At 66.3% G+C, this 17,829-nt stretch carries 15 protein-coding genes; 11 read left to right on the top strand and 4 right to left on the bottom strand.

The window, feature by feature from the left end; genetic code table 11:
* Nucleotides 1-2: 2 nt before the first annotated feature.
* From LFT46_RS02835 to LFT46_RS02820, 4 genes are all read left to right on the top strand, one after another.
* A complete protein-coding gene (locus LFT46_RS02835; RefSeq protein ID WP_236821194.1) occupies nucleotides 3-731 on the top strand; it encodes an SRPBCC family protein in 729 nt (242 codons plus the stop codon).
* A 70-nt stretch (nucleotides 732-801) separates the two neighbouring features.
* Nucleotides 802-2,088, top strand: coding sequence for a tRNA guanosine(34) transglycosylase Tgt (tgt, locus tag LFT46_RS02830; RefSeq protein ID WP_236821193.1), 1,287 nt, complete (start codon nucleotides 802-804; stop codon nucleotides 2,086-2,088).
* Nucleotides 2,089-2,123: 35 nt separating this feature from the next.
* On the top strand, nucleotides 2,124-2,882 hold the full coding sequence (locus LFT46_RS02825; RefSeq protein WP_236821192.1) for a dienelactone hydrolase family protein: 759 nt from the start codon (nucleotides 2,124-2,126) through the stop codon (nucleotides 2,880-2,882).
* Nucleotides 2,883-3,037: 155 nt separating this feature from the next.
* Nucleotides 3,038-3,973: a hypothetical protein gene (locus LFT46_RS02820; RefSeq protein WP_236800981.1), complete on the top strand. Its 936-nt coding sequence runs from the start codon at nucleotides 3,038-3,040 to the stop codon at nucleotides 3,971-3,973.
* Nucleotides 3,974-4,094: 121 nt separating this feature from the next.
* Here LFT46_RS02820 and LFT46_RS02815 read toward each other — a convergent pair whose 3' ends face one another.
* Nucleotides 4,095-4,856 carry a queuosine precursor transporter gene (locus tag LFT46_RS02815; RefSeq protein ID WP_236821191.1) on the bottom strand — a complete coding sequence of 254 codons (762 nt, stop codon included), beginning with the start codon at nucleotides 4,854-4,856 and terminating at the stop codon, nucleotides 4,095-4,097.
* 196 nt (nucleotides 4,857-5,052) lie between these two features.
* Between LFT46_RS02815 and LFT46_RS02810 the strand changes: the two genes are divergently transcribed.
* From LFT46_RS02810 to LFT46_RS02800, 3 genes are all read left to right on the top strand, one after another.
* The gene (locus LFT46_RS02810) at nucleotides 5,053-5,709 is read left to right on the top strand and encodes a TetR/AcrR family transcriptional regulator (protein ID WP_236800979.1); all 657 of its coding nucleotides are present in this window, start codon (nucleotides 5,053-5,055) and stop codon (nucleotides 5,707-5,709) included.
* A 26-nt stretch (nucleotides 5,710-5,735) separates the two neighbouring features.
* Entirely contained in the window at nucleotides 5,736-6,647 is a 912-nt protein-coding gene (locus LFT46_RS02805) for a TIGR01777 family oxidoreductase (protein WP_236800977.1), read from the top strand.
* Between the two features lie 102 nt (nucleotides 6,648-6,749).
* The gene (locus LFT46_RS02800) at nucleotides 6,750-7,607 is read left to right on the top strand and encodes a hydroxymethylpyrimidine/phosphomethylpyrimidine kinase (RefSeq protein WP_236821190.1); all 858 of its coding nucleotides are present in this window, start codon (nucleotides 6,750-6,752) and stop codon (nucleotides 7,605-7,607) included.
* Nucleotides 7,608-7,717: 110 nt separating this feature from the next.
* On the opposite strand, the gene LFT46_RS02795 is transcribed toward LFT46_RS02800, so the two are convergent.
* Both LFT46_RS02795 and LFT46_RS02790 read right to left on the bottom strand, forming a co-directional pair.
* A complete protein-coding gene (locus LFT46_RS02795; protein WP_236821189.1) occupies nucleotides 7,718-9,466 on the bottom strand; it encodes a pyruvate dehydrogenase in 1,749 nt (582 codons plus the stop codon).
* 191 nt (nucleotides 9,467-9,657) lie between these two features.
* The gene (locus tag LFT46_RS02790; RefSeq protein ID WP_236800974.1) at nucleotides 9,658-11,049 is read right to left on the bottom strand and encodes an MFS transporter; all 1,392 of its coding nucleotides are present in this window, start codon (nucleotides 11,047-11,049) and stop codon (nucleotides 9,658-9,660) included.
* Nucleotides 11,050-11,288: 239 nt separating this feature from the next.
* Here LFT46_RS02790 and LFT46_RS02785 point away from each other — a divergent pair, with 239 nt between their 5' ends.
* The 3 genes from LFT46_RS02785 to LFT46_RS02775 all read left to right on the top strand — a co-directional run bounded on the left by LFT46_RS02785 (nucleotide 11,289) and on the right by LFT46_RS02775 (nucleotide 14,435).
* Entirely contained in the window at nucleotides 11,289-11,960 is a 672-nt protein-coding gene (locus tag LFT46_RS02785; RefSeq protein WP_236800973.1) for a response regulator transcription factor, read from the top strand.
* A complete protein-coding gene (locus tag LFT46_RS02780; protein WP_236800972.1) occupies nucleotides 11,957-13,408 on the top strand; it encodes a sensor histidine kinase in 1,452 nt (483 codons plus the stop codon). The genes LFT46_RS02785 and LFT46_RS02780 overlap by 4 nt, the downstream gene beginning before the upstream one ends.
* Nucleotides 13,409-13,481: 73 nt before the next feature.
* Complete coding sequence (locus LFT46_RS02775; protein WP_236821971.1) at nucleotides 13,482-14,435, top strand: TAXI family TRAP transporter solute-binding subunit; 954 nt, start codon at nucleotides 13,482-13,484, stop codon at nucleotides 14,433-14,435.
* 239 nt (nucleotides 14,436-14,674) lie between these two features.
* Here LFT46_RS02775 and LFT46_RS02770 read toward each other — a convergent pair whose 3' ends face one another.
* On the bottom strand, nucleotides 14,675-16,186 hold the full coding sequence (locus tag LFT46_RS02770; protein WP_236800970.1) for a helix-turn-helix transcriptional regulator: 1,512 nt from the start codon (nucleotides 16,184-16,186) through the stop codon (nucleotides 14,675-14,677).
* Nucleotides 16,187-16,335: 149 nt separating this feature from the next.
* Between LFT46_RS02770 and aceA the strand changes: the two genes are divergently transcribed.
* On the top strand, nucleotides 16,336-17,652 hold the full coding sequence (gene aceA / locus LFT46_RS02765) for an isocitrate lyase (RefSeq protein WP_236800968.1): 1,317 nt from the start codon (nucleotides 16,336-16,338) through the stop codon (nucleotides 17,650-17,652).
* The last annotated feature ends 177 nt before the right edge of the window (nucleotides 17,653-17,829 follow it).

Below are 17,829 nucleotides of genomic sequence, written 5' to 3'. Positions count from 1 at the left end.
CTATGACCAACAATCTCAGCGTAGTGATCAACGCCGACGCGCCGCAGGTCTGGACCATGCTGCGTGAACCGTCCAAGGTGGCCCAGTGGCATGGCTGGCAGTCCGAGGACCTCGAGTCCGAGATTAAGGAGATCTACTTCTCCAGCGATGTGCAGGAAGCACCGGACCACACCAGCCTTACCGTGCACGGCGGGGACACGTTTGAGCTCCACCCGGAGGCCGGTGGCACCCGGGTCAGTGTCACCCGCTCCGCCGTGGACCATGACTCCGAGTGGGCTGCCTGGGACGAGGACATCACGCAGGGCTGGCTGACGTTCCTGCAGCAGCTCCGCTTCGCCCTGGAACGGCACCCGCACGGCAAGCGGCATACCCTGTTCCTGCACTTGACCGAGGGAAACGGCTCAGCCATCGAGAAGCTGGGGCTCGCCGACCTCCCGGCGGCGGGTGAGCCGTACCAGGTGACGCTGGGCACGGGCGAGGAGATCAGCGGCAAGGTCTGGTACCGCACCAGCCACCAGGTGGGCCTCACGGTGCACAGCTACGCGGAGCACGGCGAGGGGCTGCTGGTGGTCGCCGACCACCCGGCCATCAAGGACGTCCGCGCGGAGGGCGAGGGCTCGCTGATTGTCGCTTCCACCTACGACCTTGGGGCAGGGGCTTTCGACGCCATCCGGCAGTCCTGGGATTCCTGGCGGGCTTCGAACTACCCGGCCTCGGAACCGGCCAGCTGAGCTAACCGGTCCCGGGGTTTACTGGGGCCGGGTTTACTGGCGCCGTGCGCTTTGCTGGCACACTGGTACGGTGCCAGCCAACCCTGCCTTCGCCCTGCCGGATACCCGTTCACAGTTTTCCTTCACGGTGGGCACGCGCCTGGCGGAGTCCTGCCCGCCCTCCCAGGCGCAGGAGGCCGAAAACGGCGGGGAGTTCCTGGGCCGCACCGGCACCATCACCACCCCGCACGGTGAGATCCAGACGCCGGCGTTCATCGCCGTCGGGACCAAGGCAACGGTGAAGTCCGTCCTCCCGGAATCCATGGCGGACCTTGGCGCGCAGGCACTGCTGGCCAACGCCTACCACCTCTACCTGCAGCCGGGACCTGACATCCTTGACGAAGCCGGCGGCCTCGGCGCATTCATGAACTGGCCCGGCCCCACATTCACGGACTCCGGCGGATTCCAGGTGATGAGCCTGGGCTCCGGGTTCAAGAAGGTCATCGACATGAAGTCCGTGGACGCCTCCGGCCCGGATGACGCCGTAGCCCCCGGCAAGGAACGCCTGGCACACATCGACGATGACGGGGTCTGGTTCAAGTCCCACCTGAACGGGGACCGGCACCGGTTCTCCCCCGAGATTTCCATGCAGGTCCAGCACCAGATCGGTGCGGACATCATGTTCGCGTTCGACGAGCTCACCACGCTGCAGAACTCTCGGCGCTACCAGGAGGAGTCGCTGGAGCGGACCCGGCTCTGGGCGGAGCGGTGCCTTGAGGAGCACTTCCGCCTGACGGAGGAACGGACCGGCAAGCCGTACCAGGCGTTGTTCGGCGTGATCCAGGGCGCCCAGTACGAGGACCTGCGCCGAAAGGCGTGCCGTGATCTGGGCGCCATGCCGTTCGACGGGTTCGGGATCGGCGGTGCGCTGGAGAAGGAAAACCTCGGCACCATCGTGCGCTGGTGCAATGAGGAACTGCCGGAGGACAAGCCGCGGCACCTGCTGGGCATCTCCGAGCCGGACGACATCTTCACCGCCATCGAAAACGGCGCCGACACCTTCGACTGCGTCTCCCCCACCCGCGTGGCACGTAACTCCGCCTTCTACACCCCGGAGGGCCGATTCAACCTCTCCGGAGCCAAGTACAAACGCGATTTCGGCCCGCTCCAGGAGGGCTGTGACTGCTACGCCTGCGCCAACTACTCCCGCGCCTACATCCACCACCTGTTCAAGGCCAAGGAAATGGTGTCCGCCACCCTCATCTCCATCCACAACGAGCGGTTCGTGGTGAAAATGGTGGACGATGCCCGGCTGGCCATCGAGTCCGGCACGTTCTTCGACTTCAAGGCCGAGACCCTGGGCCGGTACTACTCCTGAGAGCCGCTTCCGGGTGCCTCCGGTAGGGTGGCCCCATGCCTATCGAATCCATCGAAATCCCTGCCGCTGACGGTGCCGCCGAGGCCTTGGTAGCCCGCCCGACCAACGGAACCGGCCCTTTCCCGGGCGTCATCTTCTACATGGATGCCTTCGGCCTGCGTCCCCGAATCCAGGAGATGGCCCAGCGCATCGCCGACTGGGGCTACGTGGTGCTGGCACCGAACGTTTTCTACCGGGAAGGAACGGCTGGGGAGCTGGCCCCCGCCGGGGACATGACCAGCCAGGAAGGCCGGGAGGCAGCCGGCAAGGCCGCCTTCCCCAGGGTGGGCCGGCTGACCTCGGACAAGGCGCTGCCGGACATCGACGCCTGGGTTTCCGCGCTCCGGGAGCTCGACGGCGTTGCACCCGGCCCCATCGGAACCACCGGCTACTGCATGGGGGCCCGGCTCGCCGTCCGCACCGCCACCTCCCACCCCGACCAGGTGGCAGCTTGCGGCGGCTTCCACGCGGGCGGCCTCGTCACCGACGAGCCGGACAGCCCGCACCTGGGGCTCAAGGACGCAAGGGCCCGGTTCGTCTTCGGCCATGCGGACCACGACCGGAGCATGGCCCCGGAGGCCGTCGCGCAGCTGGGTGAAACGCTCAAGAACGCGGGTCTTGAGGCGTCCAATGAAATCTACGAGGGCGCTCCGCATGGCTACACCATGGCGGACACCTCCGCGTTCCACCCCGAGGCCACCGAGCGGCACTTCACGGAACTGCGGGCACTGCTGGACGGTGCGCTGAAGGGCTAAGCCGGCGCCCGCCGTCAAACTCGCCGGAAAGCTGCCGGATCGCCGGAAGGTTGCGGCGAGTTCGACGGGTTCCGGCGAGCCCGCGCCGCAGGACGTTTTACACATAACGACGGCGGCGCCTTCCGGCGGTGCCGCAGCGGCAGGATCCTGTGGGGATGACACCACAGCCAGTCCGCCTCCTTGCACTTCCGAGCACCGGCAACCTGTGGCGAACGGGGCAACTGCACGAGGAGGGCCTCAACGGACGGGCCATCAAGACCCTGGTGCTCAACCGGAAGCTTGTCCGCCTTCGCCACGGCTGCTACATCCGCGCCGAGCTCTGGGATAAGCAGTCGCGGCCTGTTCGCAGCAGGCAGTTGATTCACGCCCATGCCCATGGGACGCTGACCACCTCACGGGGCGGCTATGTGTACAGCCACACATCGGCGGCCCGGCTGCACGGTTTGTATCTATGGGATGTCGATAACCTGATCCACCTTCTACTGCCAGGAAACCCCTCAAGCGAGCGGCTCGGTAAGGATGTCTGCGGCCATACCCGGCCCTGGACCGAGGCGGAGGTGGTGATTCGCGGCGGCCTCCGGGTGACCTCGCTTGAGCGGACGGCAGTGGATTGCGCCATGATGCTGACCTACCGCCAGGCGCTCGTGCTGATGGACCACGCCCTCCGGCTCGGTGCAGACAAAGCGCTGATGGAAAGCATGGCTGACGGCCTGCAGGGACGCCGCGGGATCCGTACCCTCCGGCTCGCACTCACCCAAGCAGAACCACGGTCGGAGTCAGCCGGTGAGACGCTCACCCGCGAACTCCTGACACGGCTGAAGCTTCCGCTGCCGGAGCCCCAAGTCCCCGTAGCCACGGGGGCAGGCCAGTACCGCCTGGATTTCGCCTGGAAGGAAAAGAAGGTGGCCCTCGAATTCGACGGGAAAACCAAGTACTTCGATTACAAGCCGACGCCCGAGGTGCTGTTCCAGGAACGGCAGCGGGAGAATGCACTCACCGAGAACGGCTGGACCTTCCTGCGCGTGAAATGGGCCGACCTCTTCCGCGAACAGGAGTTCAAAGCCCGTGTCCTAGCCGCACTCCAACGGTAGCCCGGCCGCCCCAGGGCCAAAATCGCCGGAACGGGACCAGGTCGCCGGTTCCTTCCGGCGATCCCGCACCGTTCCGGCGTCCCGGAACCAGACAGCCGGAACGCACGACGCCGGGCGGCAGCTACGCGGCGTTCGTCACCGCTGCCGCGGGCGGGGTTGCGAGGCCGTAACTGGGTTCGCGCCTCTTGACCCAGTTGATGGCCAGCGAGGTAACGGGGACGAAAAGGAACTCAACCAAAGTCTTGTACACGAACCCCACAAGCACGTAATTCACGAAGCTGCCGAAGTCAGTGATGCCGATGACGGACGCGGCGATGCTGCAGAAGATCAGCGTGTCCACGAATTCCCCAGCGCCGGAGGAGCCCATGAGCCTGGCCCACAGGGACTTCTCACCGGTGCTTGCCTTCATGCGCACCAGGATCCAGGAGTTAATGGTCTGCCCGGCCAGGAAGGCGAGCAGCGAGGCGAGGACGATCTGCGGCACAGGGCCCAGGGCGCCTTCCAAGGCGGACTGCTTCGCGGCTCCGTACTCGTCGTCGAAGCCGGGCAGCGCAATGACCACCCAGTAGCAGAGCGAGGCGAAGACGGACATCGCAAAGGTCGTGAGAATGGCCTTGCGGGCCACCTTGAAGCCGTAGACCTCACTGATGACGTCGCCCAGGATGTATGCGAGGGGGAAGAGGAAAAAGCCACCGTCGGTGACGATGGGGCCGAAGGCGACGCCCTTGGATGCTCCTATGTTGGAGAGGATCAACACCACGGCCATGGTCGCCAGCATGATCCCGAAGTAGGGCGAACCGATGGCGGCGAAGCTGGCACCTTGGTGGGCCGGCCGCGGGAGGGCGGCATCGGGCATGGCACTGTGGCCGGAAGAAGAAGACATGACGGTGTCCGTTCGGGAGTGGTTGGCCGGCGACCAGCTGTGGACCGCCGGTTGTATTAGCACTCGGGCAATTCTCGCATCGCCTTGAACGGGATCGCTCCTTGGCGCAGGCAGACCAATTCCCGTGGACGTTTGAACATGTTCAACTACTTGTGGCACACTGTTTTTGAACACGTTCAGGAATTTGGAGGCGCCGGTGGCAGCCAAGGGCGAACACACCAGGCAGCGGGTGGCGGACACCGCACTGCGCATGTTCCGCGAGATCGGCTTCGAGAAGACCACCATGCGGGCCATCGCTGCAGAGGCGGGCGTTTCCGTTGGCAATGCCTACTACTACTTCTCGTCCAAGGATGATCTGGTCCACGAGTTGTACCTCCAAGTGCAGGCCGAACACGCCGCGCGGGCAGCCGAATTGCTGGACGCCGCCGCCGGGTTCGCGGACCGCCTGAAAACCACTCTGCACGCGGGCCTGGACGTCATGGCGCCCTACCATGCTTTCGGCGCGGACTTCGTGGCCACCGCCATCCGGCCCACATCGCCGGTGAACCCCTTCTCGGCGGACTCAACGCCCGCGCGGGAGGCAGCGCTGGATATCTTCAGGCGCACGGTGGACGGGTCCAGCCCCGCCGTACCGAAGAAGCTGCGGGCCGAGCTGCCTGAACTGCTGTGGCTTTGCTACATGGGGATCACCCTCTTTTGGGTCTACGACTCCTCGGAAGGCCAGCGGCGGACCCGGAAGCTGGTGGACGGCGCAGCGCCGCTCATTGCCCGCGGCCTCTCACTGGCCCGCATTCCGGGTGTCAGCAAGGTGCTTGACGACGTCCTCGACTTGAGCGGCAGCATCCGCGACTAGGACAGAAGCGAACATTGGGGGAAGAGATGAACAGTGCAAAGACAGTCGTAGTGGCCGGCGCCTCCGGCTTCATTGGCACCTATCTTTGCAGGCGTTTCCGCGAGAACGGCTGGACGGTGCGGACCATAGGACGCAACGGAGCAGGTGGTTCCACAGCCGCATGGGATGACGACGCCGGCATGGCCCGGGTGCTCAACGGCGCCGACTTGGTGGTGAACCTCGCCGGACGCTCTGTCTCGTGCCGCTACAACCAGCGGAACAAGAAAATCATTCTGGACTCGCGGGTGGCCACCACCCGGGCACTGGGGCGGGCCATCGCGCAATGCCAGGTCCCGCCGCCCACCTGGCTGAATGCCAGCACCGGCACCATCTACCGGGATGCACGCGACCGTCCCCAGTCCGAGGCCGGCGGCGACCTTGGTTCCGGCTTCTCCGTGGACGTCGCAAGGGCCTGGGAAGCGGCCCTCACCGCAGCGGACACTCCGGGAACCCGGAAGATCCCGCTGAGGATCGCCATCGTGCTGGGCCGGGGCGGCGGTGCACTGAGGCCATTCGCCAACCTCGCGCGACTGGGCCTGGGCGGGCATATGGGCGACGGCCGGCAGAAGTTCAGCTGGGTCCACGTGGAGGACCTGTACCGCAGCATCCTCTTCCTGCACGCACGGACCGACATCACCGGGCCCGTCAATATAGCCTCACCGGACGTCGTCACTAACCAGGAAATGATGCGCCTGGTGCGCCGGGCCTATGGCGCGCGTTTCGGGCTGCCCACCCCTGCCTGGCTCCTCCGGGCGGGCGCCGTCCTGATTTACACGGAGACCGAACTGGTCCTGAAAAGCCGCTGGGTCCAGCCGCAGAAACTTCTTGACGCCGGATTTGCCTACAGCCAGCCGGAGCTGGGCAGGGCGCTCCTGCAGATCGCCAAGGGGACAGCCTGACGGTCAAATAATGAACCGCTTGGACCGCTGAACACTCGCTCATCACAGCCGCTCTACGCCCCTACATGGATAGCGTCCGACGCCGGGTGGCAGGATGGGGGCATGACTTCCGTATCCCCTGACGCAACGCTGTCCGCGGACGCCCCCGCCGTCGTCCTCACCATCGCAGGCTCCGAGGCCACCGGCGGCGCCGGCGCCCAGGCTGACCTGAAGACCTTCCAGGAGCTGGGTGTCTTCGGCATCGCCAACCTCACCTGCATCGTGTCCTTCGACCCGAAGGACAGCTGGAACCACCGCTTCGTGCCGGTGGACCAGCAGGTGATTGCCGACCAGCTGGAGGCGACGACGGCGGCCTACGGTCCGGCGTCGGGCGCCCCTTCGGCTTTGGACACGGTGAAGATCGGCATGCTGGGCAGCCCGGCCACCATCAGCACGGTGGCCAATGCGCTGCAGGAGAACAGCTTCGCCAATGTTGTCCTGGACCCGGTGCTGATCTGCAAGGGCCAGGAACCCGGCCACGCGCTGGACACGGACCAGGCCCTGAAAGCGCAGATCCTGCCGCTTGCCACCTTCGTCACGCCCAACCACTTCGAGGCGGAATCGCTCTCCGGCCTGGAGATCACCGACGTTGAATCCCTCAAGGCCGCTGCCGTCCGCATCCACGAGCTCAGCGGAGCGGCCGTGCTGGCCAAGGGCGGGGTGCGGCTGGAAGGCCCGGACGCCGTGGACGTGTTCTACGACGGCGAAACCCTCGAAGTCCTCAGCGCGCCGAAGGTGGGCGAGGTGGCCGTGTCCGGCGCCGGTTGCTCGCTGGCCGCCGCCGTCACGGCCGAGCTTGCCAAGGGCGCCAGCCCGCTGGAGGCAGCCCGGACCGCCAAGGACTTTGTGACCACCGGCATCCGCAACCGGGTTGCCTCCGGCGCCCCCTTCGATGCCCTGTGGCAGGGCGGCGCCCGCTAGCTCCACAAAACGCGCCATCAGCTTTCGCACGAACACCCGGAACGCCCCTGCAATCAGTGCAGGGGCGTTCCGGCTCTAAGGGCGCTGCGTGATGGCGTGTGGAAAGGAGGTTACCGACGCGGAATGTTCCGGAGGTTGCTGCGGGCCATGCTGACGGCCTCTCCCGCGCCACGGTTGAGGACCACCTTCGACATGGCGGTGGCGAACCCGATCACCTGCGATCCGGAGATCTTCGGCGGAATGGACAGCGCGTTGGGGTCGGTAATGAGCTCCACCAGCGACGGGCCGGGGTGCGCAAACGCCTCCCGGTAGGCCGCCTCGATCTGGCCCGGATCGGTAACCCGCACGGCGTGGAAACCCAGCGCCTGTGCCACGGCCGCATAGTTGGCGTCCGGCACATCCACGCCAAAGTCGGGCAGCCCGTCCACCAGCATCTCCAGTTTCACCATGCCCAGGGTGGAGTTGTTGAACACCACCACATTGACCGGCAGCTTGTACGCGGCGGCAGTGATGAGCTCGCCCAGCAGCATGGACAAGCCTCCGTCGCCGGACACCGAAATGACCTGGCGCCCCGGGTACGCCAGCTGCGCGCCGATCGCGTGCGGAAGGGCGTTGGCCATGGAGCCGTGCAGGAAGGAACCTATCAGCCGTCGGGTGCCCAGCGGGTTGATGTAGCGTGCAGTCCAGACGTTGCACATGCCGGTGTCCGCGGTGAAGATGGCATCCTCGGCGGCCACCTGGTCCAGCAACGACGCCGCGTACTCGGGATGGATGGGCTGCTTCTTCTCCACCTTGCGCGTGTAGGCGCCCACGGCCTTGTTCATCAGCCGGTCATGCTTCTTGAGCATCTGGTCCAGGAACCGGCGGCTCTTCTTGGCCTTCACCAGCGGGATCAGCGCGCGAAGCGTGGGGAGCACGTCGCCGTGCACGGCAATATCGACGTCGGTCCGCCGGCCCAGCCGCTGCGCCGCCCGGTCCACCTGTGCGGTGCGGGTGTCCGGCAGGAACTGGTCGTACGGGAAGTCCGTGCCCAGGAGGATCAGCAGGTCTGCGTCCTCGATGCCCTCTGCCGCCGCCCCGTAGCCAAGGAGGCCCGTCATGCCGATGTCGAACGGATTGTCGTACTGGACAAAATCCTTGCCGCGCAGCGAGTGCCCCACCGGTGCTTTGGCCAGCTCGGCGAGCGCCATCAGCTCACTGTGCGCGCCCTCCACGCCCGCCCCGGCGAAGATGGCCACCTTGCCGGCGTCATTGATGGCGTCCGCGAGCGCCTGCACGCTGGCCGGGTCCGGGACCAGGGTTGCCGGCCGGAAGGTGGCCGGCGCGGGAGTTGGGCCTACTGCTTCCAGGCCCGCGATGTCACCGGGAAGGGTCACGACGGCGACTCCGCCCAGACCCAGCGCGTGCTGGATGGCGCTGTGCATCACGCGCGGCGCCTGCTCGGCAGTGCTGACCAGTTCGGAGTAGACCGAGCACTCGTTAAAAAGCCGGTCCGGGTGGGTCTCCTGGAAGAAGCTGCTGCCGATCTGCTTGCTGGGGATGTGCGAGGCGATGGCCAGCACGGGGGCACCGGAACGGTTGGCGTCGTAGAGGCCATTGATCAGGTGCAGGTTTCCGGGGCCGCAGGAACCCGCACACACGGCCAGCCTGCCGGTGAGCTGTGCTTCGGCGGCAGCGGCGAGGGCGGCGGCCTCCTCATGCCGGACGTGGATCCAGTCGATGCCGCCCTTCGCGGAGCCTCCCGTCTGGCGGACGGCGTCCACGATCGGGTTGAGGCTGTCACCCACGATCCCGTAAATCCGCTGCACACCGGCAGCCTGGAGTTGTTCGATGAGTTGGGTGGCAAGTTCCTTGGCCATAGGTGCAGACTCCCGCGATTGTGGTGGTGTTCTGACATGGCCCAATATAGTCCGCCCACCTCAGCGGGCACTTCGGAACAGGTATTCAGCAGCAGCAGCAAGCCGAAACAAAAAGGAGGCGTACGACGGCGGCCGGGCAGCCGCCGTCGTACGCCTCCTTGGGAGACGGGCACCCTTGGGTGCCTTCCGGACTAAACGCCGAGGGCGTCCTTGTCCTTGCCGCCTTGGGGTGCCTGTTCCCAGGCGTGGCCCTGCTCGTCGTCCAGGTGCGTTGTCTTCTTGTTCTTCAGCGCGAAGATGTAAACCACCAGCGAGATGGCGATGGCCACCGTGACGTAGGTGAAGAACAGGTCCTCCCGCTCCGCCTTCTGGAAGGCCGCGCCGATCAGCGGCACGGTGCCGCCGAACAGCGAGTTGGCGATCGCGTAGCCCAGGCCCACGCCCAGGGCGCGGATGGAGGCCGGGAAGAGCTCCGCCTTCACCAGGGCGTTGATGGAGGTGTAGCCGCCCACGATCACCAGGCCGCCCATCATGAGCAGGAACGCGGTGAACGGATCCTTGGTGCCGGCCAGGGTGGACAGCAGCGGCCACGTGAACAGCACGCCGGTGATGCCGAACCAAAGCAGCAGGGGCTTGCGGCCCACCTTGTCCGAGATGATGCCGTAGACGGGCTGCAGCAGCATGAAGATGAAGAGGGCCCAGAAGTTGATCACGGAGGTGTCGGTCTTGGCGATGCCGGACGTATCGTTCATGAACTTCAGAATGAAGTTGGTGTAGGTGTAGAACGCCACGGTGCCGCCCAGGGTGATGCCGATGCAGACCAGCAGCGGCTTCCAGTAGCCGGTGAAAAGCAGCTTCATGGTGCCCGGCTGCGCCTGGCCCGGCTTCGCGGGGGCCTTGGCGGCGTTGATCTGTTCGGCGGAAACCGTCTCTTCCATGGAGCGGCGCAGCCACAGCACGACGAGGGCCGCGACGCCGCCGATGGCGAACGGAATGCGCCAGCCCCACTCGTTCAGGTCGCCCTTGGGCATGACGTTCTGCAGGATTACCAGGACCAGCAGGGCCAGCATCTGGCCGCCCACCAGCGTGACGTACTGGAAGCTGGAGAAGAACCCGCGGCGCTTGGTGGTGGCAGCCTCGGACATGTAGGTGGCGCTGGTGCCGTACTCACCGCCCACGGAGAAGCCCTGGATCACACGGATGATCACCAGCAGGATCATGGCCCACAGGCCGATGACGTCCTGGGTGGGCAGCACGGCGATGGCGAAGGAGCCGGCGGACATCAGGGTGACACTGAGCGTCAGTGCAGCCTTCCGGCCGTGGCGGTCCGCGTACCGCCCGAAGAACCAGGCGCCGATGGGCCGCATGAGGAACGACGTCGAGAAGACGGCCATCGCTTCGAGGCCCGCCTGGAGTTCATCCTTGGAATTGAAGAAGTGCGCTTGGAAGTAGGCTGCGAAGACCGTGTAGACGTAGAGGTCGTACCATTCCACAAGGTTGCCGGCGGACCCCTTCAGGATGTTGCCCACGGCCCGCCGGGTCTGGGCGGCCTCCGATACGGGCGCGGTTTGTTGGGTGCTCATCGGTGAGTTCCTCCTTGTGGTGACGTGCGTCCTCCAACGCCGGAGGGCCTCATCAACGGTATGGGTGATCCACCGCACAGCCAACGTGGCAGGGCATTTCCTAACACTTCCTTAGGTTTTGCCTGGCCCGCCTTCCCGCCCTGCCTGCCGGCCGCCGTCGGGCATAACCGTTCCTTAGGCGGTAATCTCCAAAGGCGGGGGATGAACCGGACACTGCACAAACAGCAAGGAAAATGGCTATGGACGTGCTGATCGTCGAGGACGACGACGCCATGGCCGGCGCCCTTACCGCCGCCGTCGAAAGCGCCGGGCACCACCCGCAGCGGCTCGCCCGGGGCGCGGACGCACTGCTGTCGCACCGGAACTTCCAGGTGATTCTCCTGGACCTGGGCCTGCCGGACATGGACGGACTGGAGGTCCTGCGCAAGCTCCGGCAGGTCACCGATGTGCCCATCCTGATCCTGACTGCCCGCGACGACGAACGCAGCGTGGTGCTCGGGCTCCGTTCCGGCGCGGACGACTATCTGGTCAAGCCGGTCAAGCTGGTGGAACTGCTGGCCCGGATCGAGGCGGTGACCCGGCGGGCGGGGCGCGCGGGCGGCACCCCGCAGGAAGACATCATCGTGCTGGACGACCTCGCCATCGACTTCAACCGGCACGCGGCTTCCAAGGGCGGGCTGCCCCTGCCCCTCACCGCCACGGAATTCGAACTCCTGGCCCTGCTGGCACGGCACGCCGGTTCGGTGGTCACCCGCGAACAAATCCTGGACGCACTGTGGGGCGATGCCTTCCTGGCATCATCCCGTTCCCTGGACGTCCACCTCACAGGGCTGCGGGCCAAACTGCAGAAGCCCGGCTTCATCATCAACGTTCGCGGCGTGGGCTACCGGGTGGAGGCGGCCGGCGCATGAGGCTGCGGGTCCTGGGTGTGCTCAGCGTGCTCTGCCTGGTGGTGGTCTTCCTCATTTCGGGCACCATCCTCACGTCGGCATCCCGTGAGTTGACCCAGGAGCTGCAGATCAACCGGGCGGCCTCGCTGAACCGGCTGGCGCAGGTGGCCTTCGATGCGGCGGGCGACGGAGACACTGTGCGGCTGCAGCGGGAAATGGACACGTACTCCGGGCTTTACGGCGAGGGCATTGTGGTCCGGGTGCAGGCGGCGACCCTGGCCTCCGGGGGCCTGTCCGCCGACCGGGCGGACGTGCAGAACGCCTTGTCCCTTGCCCGGCTGAACGTGAGCGGCACGTCCCTGGAACCGCTTGAACCCTTCGCCTCCGGCTCCCGCGTCATCTTCCGGCCCTTCGGCAGTGCCAGCCAAGTCCTGGGCGCCGTGGTCCTGGACGTCCATGCGGACACGGCACAGCAGAAGCTTCGTGAGCGCTGGCTTGGGGTGGGCGTCGCCGCAGTGGCGCTGGCCACCATTCTCCTGGTGGGGGCTGCCCGCGTCACCGGCTGGGTCCTGCGGCCAGTCCTCCGCCTGGATTCGGCAGTGCATGAGCTGGAGCGGACCGGGCGCATGGAACGCCTCCCGGAGGACGGGCCACCGGAGCTGCGGGAATTGAGCCGTTCCTTCACCGCGATGGCCAGGACCGTGAGCGCCAGCATGGCGGCGCAGCGCCAGCTGATCGCGGATACCTCGCACCAGCTCCGGAATCCGGTGGGGGCGCTCCGGCTGCGGCTGGACCTGCTGCAGCTCGAGCTCAAGACGGCCCGCGAACACGATGCTGCCGAGCGTGCCGTGGCGGAGCTGGACCGGGTGGAGGAGATCCTGGACGGGGTCCTGAAGCTTGCGGCCGCGGAGCACCGGGCGTCCGAAGGGTACCTCCGGGCTGCCGGTAGTACGCCGCAGCAGCCGCCTGCCCAGCCGGTGGATCCATATCCCGTGCTTCAGGGGGAGATCGAGCGGGCAGCGCCGCTGGCGGAACAGGCAGGCTCCACGTTGGCCCTTTCCGACCCGCCGCAGCCGCCGGTGCTGGTTGCCTGCCATCCGGCGGAGCTGGCCCAGATGGCAGGCGAGCTTCTCAACAACGCCATCAAGTACGCGCCCGGCGCGACGGTCACGGGGGCCGTCCGGCGGGAACAGGACGTGGTGGTTGTGGAAATTTCCGACGACGGGCCGGGGCTTTCCGCCGCAGAGCGCGCCTCTGCTGCCACCCGGTTCTGGCGGTCCCCGCGGCACTCTTCCGTTCCCGGGACCGGGCTGGGCATGACGATCGTGGGCGAGCTTGCCGCAGCCAACGGCGGACGGCTGGTCCTGGCCGAAGGCACTCCGCAGGGGTTGTCAGCGCGGATCGAATTTCCCGTGCTACCGGCTGGGCGGGTGGACCCTTCGTCCGAAGGAAGTGGTACGCGTGCCTGACCCTGGTGCTTCTGGTTCCCCGGGCACGGCTGGCTCCCCCGGCTTCCCTGGCCCCTTCCCGCCCCGACGGTCCGTGCTGAAGTCAGCCCTCGCCGTCGGACTCGGAGCGTTGCTGCCGCCCTCCCTCGTTGCCTGTACCGGCGGGGACCGGCCCGAGACCCTGGTGGTGGCCGGCGGCGAACCGGGCGGGTTCTACCTGGAGTTCTCAACGTTGCTGGCCGCCGCGCTGGAGCGCCACGGCGTTGCCGCGCACGCGCGGGCGGTGGCCACGGGCGGAAGCCTGGACAATATCGCCGAACTGCAGGCCGGGCGGGCCGCCTTTGCCGTAGCCCTGGCCGACGCCGCCGTCCAGCCGGGCGCTGGAGCGGAGATCGCCGCCATTGGGAAGGTGTACGAAAACTACGTCCACTGCGTGGTGCGGAAGGACAGCGGCATCCGGGACATCTCCGGGTTGGCAGGACGCCGGGTTGCGGTTGGCCAGCCGGGATCGGGCACGTCCCTGACCACTCCCCGGCTGCTCCAGGCAGCAGGCCTGGGCACCTCGGCGGATGCCGCTGCGCCCGCTGCCGGGACTGCCGCCGTCGAGAACCTTGGCCTCAATGACGGGATCGCCGCCCTTAAAGCTGGAACGGTTGATGCCCTGTTCTGGTCCGGCGGGGTTCCCACGGCTGCCATCGCGACGGCCCAGCAGGAGGTGGCACTTGGACTGCTGGACTTGTCGGGTCTGCTGCCGGAACTGCGCCGACGATATGGCGGCATGTACGACCGCGTCCTGATCCCGGAAGGCAGCTATCCCGGTGTTCCGGCAGTGTGGACGGTGGGAGCACCCAACTTGCTCCTGTGCCGCCGGGACCTGGACAACGCCACCGTGGAGCGGACGGTGCAGCTGCTGGTGCACAACGCCGGGGAGCTGATTCCGCAGTCAACCCTGGGCGTTCAGTTCCTTAGCGCGGAGAGCCTCATCAACACCGCCGGCGTCCCCCTGCACGCCGCCGCCGCGGACGCGTACCGGACGCTGCACGGCTAGCTGGGACGCCCGCTCACCTTTGGCAGGAAACCCTCAAACGCCCGCTCACCTTTCGCAGGAAATCCTCCAACGCCCGCTCACTTATGACGGCTTAAACCCCAACGCCCGCTCACCTTTCGCAGCACAAGCCACGACGCGCCATCACTTTCCTCAAGAAAGTGATGGCGCGTCGTGAAGAAGGCCGCAAGATCTGATGGCGCGTCGTGAAGAAACCGGCAAGATCTCATGGGGCGTTTCTGCTAACTCCCCGAGTGGGCCTGCAGGAAGCTGTACACCTCAGTCTCGTCCACGCCGGGAAAGGCTCCGGGAGGCATCGCAGCCAGCAGATGCGAGTGGGCACGTGCCGACGGCCAGGCGTTGCCTGCCCACTGGTTGGTCAGTTCGGCCGGCGGCCGCTTGCAGCAGGTGGGGTCGGGGCAGTTGGAGGTGGCGCGGGCGCTGGTTTCGCGGCCACGGAACCACTTCACGTGCTGGTACGGCACCCCGATGCTGAGCGAGAATTCACCGCTGGGGGAACGCTCAGTGCGCGCGGTGCACCAGTAGGTCCCGGACGGCGTATCGGTGTACTGGCTGTAGGCACTGAACTTGTCCGGCACATCGAAGACTGCCCGTGACGTCCAGGCCTTGCACGACGGCTGCCCCTCGATGGCGCCGGTGTGGTCCTGGGGGAAGTTCACACCGTCATTCTCGTAGGCCTTGTAGATGATGCCGCTTTGGTGTGTCTTCTGGAAGTGCGTGGTGATGCCCAGGTGCTTCGTGGCCAGGTTGGTGAAGCGGTGCGCCGCGGTCTCGTAGGAAACGGCGAAGGCATCCCGGATGTCTTCCACCGCGATTTCCTTGGCCGCCTTGGCTTTCTGCAGAAATTCGACGGTGGCCTGCTCGGGCAGCAATAGTGCGGCGGCGAAATAGTTGGTGGCCACCCGCTGCGCAAGGAAGTCGCCGTAGTTCTTGGGCGTCTCGTGGCCCAGGACGTAGTGCCCCAGCGCCTGCAGCAACACCGAGCGGGGGTCATGGTCCTGCCGCTGGCTCTGCGTCAGGTAAATTTTGCGGTTCTTCAAATCCGTCACTGAACGGGTGGAATGCGGCAGATCCCCCACGTGGTGCAGGGTGAAACCGAGGTGCGCGGCGATATCCGCAATGACGTGCTGGCTCAGCGGACCGGTGGTGTAGCCCACCTCCTTGAGGACCTTTTGTGCCTCGGCCTCGTACTCAGGAAAGTAGTTGCCCCGTTCCCGCATCATCGCCCGCAGCTCACCATTGGCGCGGCGTGCCTCCTCGGGGGTGGCCACCTGCTCATTCATCTTGCGTTCCAGCTCATGCAGCAGCCCCACCTGGGCCTCCAGGACATCCAGCGGCAGCCGCGAGCTGATGCGGATCTTGGGCAGGTCCAGGGACTCGTACAGCGGCCCCCGCTGGTACCGTTCCAGCTCGATCTCAAGGGCGGCCCGGCGGCTGGGTGGCTCAGCGCCGAGCAGCTGGTCGATGGTGACGTTCAGCGCTGCAGCAAGGTGCTGGAGCAGCGTCAGCTTGGGCTCGCGCTTGCCGTTTTCAATCAGGCTTAGCTGGCTGGGCGCGGTGCCGACGGCGGCGCTCAGGTCATCGAGCGTGAGCCCGGCTTGTTTGCGCAGATGGCGGACCCGGCGGCCCAGGGCGATAACGTCCAGTTCCGCTGCGGCGGTGGACGGAGGCTGGGAAACGTCTCTGTTCCAACTTGAAGGCGACATTTCTGAAGAATACGTGAAGAAGTGCATTTCTTTCCACCACTTTCATCTAGAAAGGGGGTTGAAAGTGCTGAAAAGTAGTTGTCACGGAAAGAAACACCGCGCCGGATAAGCCGGTGGGAGCCTCAACGACGCGGCTCCCACCTACTCCATCCGGAGCTCAATCAAGGAGATCAACGATGACTGCAGCATTTGAGCCCACCCAGCAGACGCCCGAAGAGCAGGCCGCCGCCCTGGAGCTCGAGTGGGCCGCCAACCCCCGCTGGGAAGGTGTGACCCGGGACTACTCAGCTTCCGACGTCGTCCGCCTCCGCGGCCGCGTCTCCGAAGAGCACACCCTGGCCCGGCGGGGTTCGGAGAAGCTGTGGAAGCAGCTCACCGAAGAGCAGAAGACCGGCGGCTACACCAACGCCCTGGGCGCCCTCACCGGCAACCAGGCCGTGCAGCAGGTCAAGGCCGGCCTCCGCGCCATCTACCTCTCCGGCTGGCAGGTTGCAGCGGACGCCAACAACTCGGGCCACACCTACCCGGACCAGTCCCTCTACCCGGCCAACTCGGTCCCCACCGTGGTCCGTCGCATCAACAACGCCCTGCTCCGTGCCGACCAGATCGAGTTCTCCGAGGGCATCCAGACCGTTGAGGACTGGCTGGTCCCGATCGTTGCAGACGCCGAGGCCGGCTTCGGCGGCCCACTGAACGCGTACGAGCTCATGAAGTCCATGATCCAGGCCGGCGCCTCAGGTGTTCACTGGGAAGACCAGCTGGCATCCGAAAAGAAGTGCGGCCACTTGGGCGGCAAGGTGCTCATCCCCACCCAGCAACACGTGCGCACCCTGAACGCCGCCCGCCTGGCAGCTGACGTCGCCGGCACCCCCACCGTCGTCATCGCCCGCACCGACGCCGAGGCAGCCACCCTCATCACCTCCGACGTCGACGAGCGGGACCAGGAATTCATCACCGGCGAGCGCACCGCGGAGGGCTTCTACAAGGTCCGCAACGGCATCGAACCCTGCATCGCCCGCGCCAAGGCCTACGCCCCGTACTCCGACCTCATCTGGATGGAAACGGGCACCCCGGACCTGGAACTGGCCCGCAAGTTCGCCGAATCGGTCAAGGCCGAGTTCCCGGACCAAATGCTTTCCTACAACTGCTCGCCGTCCTTCAACTGGCGCAAGCACCTGGACGACGACACCATCGCCAAGTTCCAGCGCGAGCTCGGCGCCATGGGCTTCACGTTCCAGTTCATCACCCTGGCCGGCTTCCACGCCCTGAACTACTCGATGTTCGACCTCGCCCACGGCTACGCCCGGGAAGGCATGAGCGCCTACGTCGAACTCCAGGAAAAGGAATTCGCCTCCGAGTCCCGCGGCTACACCGCAACCAAGCACCAGCGCGAAGTCGGCACCGGCTACTTCGACAGCATCTCCACGGCGCTCAACCCGAACGCCTCCACCCTCGCATTGGTCGGATCGACCGAAGAGGGCCAGTTCCACTAATTTTCGCCCAAGGTGAGCCATTCGCCTCGCTCACCGAAGAGGCACGACGGCGGCACGCGCCTGAGCGTGACGTCGCCTGGCCGGGATGGGGAATCCGGAAGCGTGCGTAAAGGGGCCCTGTCCCCGGCGTCGACCGAGCTTTGCGAGGTCTTACGCCGGAGATGGGGATAGCACGCG

This window comes from Arthrobacter sp. FW306-07-I (genome assembly GCF_021800405.1).
Taxonomy (GTDB): domain Bacteria; phylum Actinomycetota; class Actinomycetes; order Actinomycetales; family Micrococcaceae; genus Arthrobacter.
The sequence above is the reverse complement of the archived record's forward strand: the minus strand, read 5'-3'. Positions and strand labels throughout refer to the sequence as shown.

Coding starts and splice junctions, on each gene's coding strand:
- LFT46_RS02835 (WP_236821194.1), top strand. CDS start 3: ATGACCAACAATCTCAGCGTAGTGATCAACGCCGACGCGCCGCAGGTC.
- LFT46_RS02825 (WP_236821192.1), top strand. CDS start 2,124: ATGCCTATCGAATCCATCGAAATCCCTGCCGCTGACGGTGCCGCCGAG.
- LFT46_RS02820 (WP_236800981.1), top strand. CDS start 3,038: ATGACACCACAGCCAGTCCGCCTCCTTGCACTTCCGAGCACCGGCAAC.
- LFT46_RS02815 (WP_236821191.1), bottom strand. CDS start 4,856: ATGTCTTCTTCTTCCGGCCACAGTGCCATGCCCGATGCCGCCCTCCCG.
- LFT46_RS02805 (WP_236800977.1), top strand. CDS start 5,736: ATGAACAGTGCAAAGACAGTCGTAGTGGCCGGCGCCTCCGGCTTCATT.
- LFT46_RS02800 (WP_236821190.1), top strand. CDS start 6,750: ATGACTTCCGTATCCCCTGACGCAACGCTGTCCGCGGACGCCCCCGCC.
- LFT46_RS02795 (WP_236821189.1), bottom strand. CDS start 9,466: ATGGCCAAGGAACTTGCCACCCAACTCATCGAACAACTCCAGGCTGCC.
- LFT46_RS02790 (WP_236800974.1), bottom strand. CDS start 11,049: ATGAGCACCCAACAAACCGCGCCCGTATCGGAGGCCGCCCAGACCCGG.
- LFT46_RS02785 (WP_236800973.1), top strand. CDS start 11,289: ATGGACGTGCTGATCGTCGAGGACGACGACGCCATGGCCGGCGCCCTT.
- LFT46_RS02780 (WP_236800972.1), top strand. CDS start 11,957: ATGAGGCTGCGGGTCCTGGGTGTGCTCAGCGTGCTCTGCCTGGTGGTG.
- LFT46_RS02770 (WP_236800970.1), bottom strand. CDS start 16,186: ATGCACTTCTTCACGTATTCTTCAGAAATGTCGCCTTCAAGTTGGAAC.
- aceA (WP_236800968.1), top strand. CDS start 16,336: ATGACTGCAGCATTTGAGCCCACCCAGCAGACGCCCGAAGAGCAGGCC.